Genomic DNA, 3,818 nt, shown 5'->3' on the forward strand with positions numbered 1-3,818 from the left:
GGACTGGATGCGTCGCGGGTCCTTGGGCGCCCCGACGTCGCGGAACTCCATGGTCCCGGCAATCCGCACCCGATCACCGAGAGGGGTGCAGACGACCTTCTGCTGGGTGAAGTAGAGCGGACCGTTGGGCAGTTGGTCCATCGTGACGGTGAAGGAGTAGCCCCGTCCGGCCTGCACGATCTGCCGGACGCCTGCCTGACGGGCCAGCCGGTTGATCCACGCACCGTGGGCGAGCACGACGGCGTCGTAGTCCTCGCCGGCCACGGTGACTCCGGTGCGGGTCGGGTGGATGGTGTTCACCTCGGCGCCTTCGGCGACCAGGCCGCCCCGGGCACGAACGGAATCGGCGATGGCCCGGACGTACCGGGCGGGGTCGATGAGCCGCTCGCCATGGAAGCGGACCACGCGGGTGATCTCGTCCGTCAGGGCAGGCTCGGCATTTCGTGCCTCGGCGCCGTCGAGGATGTCGAAGTCCACCGGCCGGCCGGTGGACTTGAGGTGTGCGAACTCCTCCAGCAGGCCCTTGCTGTCCTGCGCGCTGCGGAACGCCGCGGTGAGCGGATCAGCCGGCCGGGTGCGGGCTTTGACGCCACCGGCCTCCAAAGCGCCGAACGCGGGCAGCGCGCCGTGGATAAGAGGAACCATCGCCCGCATCGCCCTGTCCCGCCGGGCCGTCGTGCAGTTGCGGGCGAACTGCGCCAGCCACTTGAGCAGGCGCGGGTTGGCAGTAGGGGGTATGTACAGCGGGGACGACGGGCTGAACATGGCGCGCAGGCCGTACTTCAGGATGGCCGGCTCGGGCAGCGGAGCGGCCAGGCTGGAGGTCAGCCATCCCGCGTTGCCCCAGCTGGAGCCCGCGGCGACGCCGGTGCGGTCCAGGACAGTCACCTGGACTCCGGCCTCCTGCAGGAACCATGCGGTCGACAGCCCGACCATCCCGGCTCCGATCACCGCAACGCGTGCGGGGGGCTTGTGTGGCGAGCGGGTCATGCCTGGGCACCGCCTTCAGCCAGGCCGGCCCGGTGGGCGCGTGGCGGGTCCGGAAGTTGTGTGACGAACATGCTGGTCTCCTGGAAGAAGGGACGGTGCGGTGGTGAGGGCGGGGGCCGATGTGACAGACGTCGAAACCAAGGCCATCAAGACCGGACAACTGCAGGACGATTTCAGGTGGCGGAAGACAGATAGTGAGCCGGAACGGGCCCGATCAACTGTCATCCCCCAAGTGAGGCGAACCGATGAACTCCTTTCCGCTCTTCCGCCCGAGCGTCGATGCCGGCGACCTGGTCGCGATCTCCGGACAGATCGGCCTCGCCGACGGCCGCCTGGTGGACGGTGGCGCCGCCGGACAGACGCAACAGGCTCTGGCGAACCTGCAGGCCGTGCTGGAGGCGGCCGGACTGACCACCTCCGACGTAGTCAAGATCAACATCTATCTGACCGCGATGGATGACTACACCGCCTTCAACGAGCAGTACAACGCGGTCTTCAGCAGCGAACCTCCGGCCCGTACCTGCGTGGCGGTACACCAGCTGCCCTTCGGCGCACTGGTCGAGCTCGAAGCCTGGGCCCGCCGCCGCTGATGGCCCCCCCGGACAGCTCGCCCACGGGAGCCTCCCCATCCGACCGTCGTGCGCCCGCCAACCGAGCCCCGGATCACGCCGAGCGGGCAAGGTGCCCGCATCCGGGCCCCTCAAGACTCGCCCAGTCCGCCCGGCCGGGCATGTGGCCCGCGTTGCGTTCCGCAGATCGGATCTTCTACAGCTGTCGTACGGCCGGGGCGCCGGGCCGCTGCCGGGCGAGCTGTCCATGACGACCGGCACGTCCGGTACCGGCCGGGTACCCGCCTATCACCGCACACGTCAGATGTCGCTTCGCCGCACCCCGCCACGTGACCGGCGTCGCATCGCGTGGTACCACTGGGCAAGGCGCCGGCGAAATGCGCGAGGGGACCGGCACAGGGTTGCGGCAGGTGGTGAGTGGTGTGCTCGAAGAGCTCCAGCGCGTAGTGGACGTACTCGCGCATCGCCTCGGGCGCGCGGTCGCCGTCGACGACCTCGACTTCAGGATGCTGGCCTACAGCACACACGCCGAGGAGGGCGACCAATGGCGCGCACGCGCCATCCTCAGCCGTGAGGCACCGCCCGAGGCTCTGGCATGGTTGCGGCGCCAGCGTCTGGGGCGGGCCACCGGACCGGTACGGCTCCCGGCCGAGAACGACCTCGGGATCCTGCCGCGGGTGGTGGTGCCCGTCGTGTACCAGGACGTGCGCTTCGGCTACCTGTGGCTCTTCGACGCAGAGGGCTCACTGACCGAGCAGCAGCTCGAGCTGGCGTCAGCGGCGGCCGTCGAAGCGGGCGCCGTCTGCTTCCGCGAGCGCGTCGTCTCGCGCCTGCGCACCGCCCGGGAGGGCGAGCTGGTACGCGACCTGCTCTCGGATGACCTACAGGTCAGGGGCATGTCCTCGGCCAGGCTGGTCGAGGAGAACCTCTTCGCGCCGCGCGGCGACGTCACGGTCGTGGTGGCACGCCCGCTGCCCGCCGGCGCCGAGGGCGTCGACGAGGATGACCGGATCGCGCTCCAGGCCGCTGTGAGCATGGCCTCCACGCGCCTCGGCGACCGGGGGAGCCTGCGCCTGGTGCGACCGGATCACGCCGTCCTGGTCACGCCGAGCGCAACCCTGCGACGCTCGCCGGAGCTGCCGGAAGCCCTCAGGGCCACCGCCCTGGAACGGCTGGGCCGCACCACGAAGTGGCGTGATGTCCACGTCGCCACCGGCAGCCCGGCCCGCCGGCTCGACGATGCCGTGACCTCCTACACGCAGGCACTCGACGCGCTGCGCGTGGCCGAAGTCGTCCCCTCCTTCGCGCCCCTGGTCGCACACGAGGACCTGGGCATCTACGCCCTGCTCGCCGGCCAACCCGTTGACCAGCTCGGCGCCCACGGAGTGCACCCCGCGGTGCGACGCCTGCTGGAGACCGACCGCCAGCTGTTCACCACGGCCGAGCTGTACCTGGACAGGGCGGGAGATGCCCGGGCGACGGCCGACGAGCTGGGACTGCACCGCGCCAGCGTGTACCACCGCGTCCGTCGCATCGAAGACATCACCGAACTTGACCTCTCCGACGGGCAGCACCGCCTCATCCTCCACCTGGGCATCAAGGTCTCCCGGCTCCTGGGGCTCGTCTGAGCCGGGAAACCGCGGCCGGCCCCGTGCGACCGGGGCCGCGGACGGGATGCGGCCGACCCGCCCAAGGCGCGACACCTGTTGAACCACGACCCCGAAACCAGCGACCAGTGTCACGTGTGACGGATCGCCTGCTCACTTACCTTGGTTCGCATGATGACGTCGCAGGAGCTCACTCGCCGGCTTGCGGACCTGGCCGGAGAATTCAGCGTGGCAGGCGCGTCAGCGGCTCTGTGGCACAAGGGCACGCTGGTCACAGCCACGACAGGGACGGCCAACACGGCAACCGGAGCACCCGTGCTGCCGAACACGCTGTTCGCCGCCGGATCCGTCACCAAAGTGTTCACCGCAACCCTGGCGATGACACTCGTGGACCAGGGACTGCTCGAACTCGACGCACCCGTACGGGAGTACTTGCCTGACTTCCAGGCCGCCAATTCCGAGAGGTCGGCAGCCATCACCGTGCGCATGCTGCTCAACCACTCATCCGGCCTGCCCGGCGACTACATGCCGGACCTGGCTCCGGGCGACGACGTGCTCGAACGGCTGATGCGCGAGTTCACCGCCCTGCCGGTCACCGGAACTCCCGGCGAGCGGTGGTCCTACAGCAACATGGGCATGGGCACCCTAGGAC

General features: G+C 69.9%; 4 protein-coding genes. 3 read left to right on the forward strand and 1 reads right to left on the reverse strand.

The window, feature by feature from the left end:
* Nucleotides 1-990: NAD(P)/FAD-dependent oxidoreductase (locus ACQKIP_RS42280; protein WP_427745436.1), on the reverse strand; the 990-nt coding region annotated here is incomplete at its 3' end.
* A 245-nt stretch (nucleotides 991-1,235) separates the two neighbouring features.
* Here ACQKIP_RS42280 and ACQKIP_RS42285 point away from each other — a divergent pair.
* The 3 genes from ACQKIP_RS42285 to ACQKIP_RS42295 form a co-directional block, all read left to right on the forward strand.
* A complete protein-coding gene (locus tag ACQKIP_RS42285; protein WP_365862166.1) occupies nucleotides 1,236-1,580 on the forward strand; it encodes a RidA family protein in 345 nt (114 codons plus the stop codon).
* 356 nt (nucleotides 1,581-1,936) lie between these two features.
* Complete coding sequence (locus tag ACQKIP_RS42290) at nucleotides 1,937-3,187, forward strand: PucR family transcriptional regulator (RefSeq protein WP_365862164.1); 1,251 nt, start codon at nucleotides 1,937-1,939, stop codon at nucleotides 3,185-3,187.
* A 150-nt stretch (nucleotides 3,188-3,337) separates the two neighbouring features.
* Nucleotides 3,338-3,818, forward strand: a 481-nt coding sequence (locus ACQKIP_RS42295; RefSeq protein ID WP_427745438.1) for a serine hydrolase domain-containing protein, incomplete at its 3' end; no start/stop codon positions are given.

The organism is Streptomyces sp. NPDC059900 (assembly GCF_050270335.1).
Taxonomy (GTDB): domain Bacteria; phylum Actinomycetota; class Actinomycetes; order Streptomycetales; family Streptomycetaceae; genus Streptomyces.

Excerpts from the sequence above, each read along its gene's own strand:
- ACQKIP_RS42290 (WP_365862164.1), top strand. The coding sequence starts at position 1,937 with ATGCGCGAGGGGACCGGCACAGGGTTGCGGCAGGTGGTGAGTGGTGTG.
- ACQKIP_RS42285 (WP_365862166.1), top strand. The coding sequence starts at position 1,236 with ATGAACTCCTTTCCGCTCTTCCGCCCGAGCGTCGATGCCGGCGACCTG.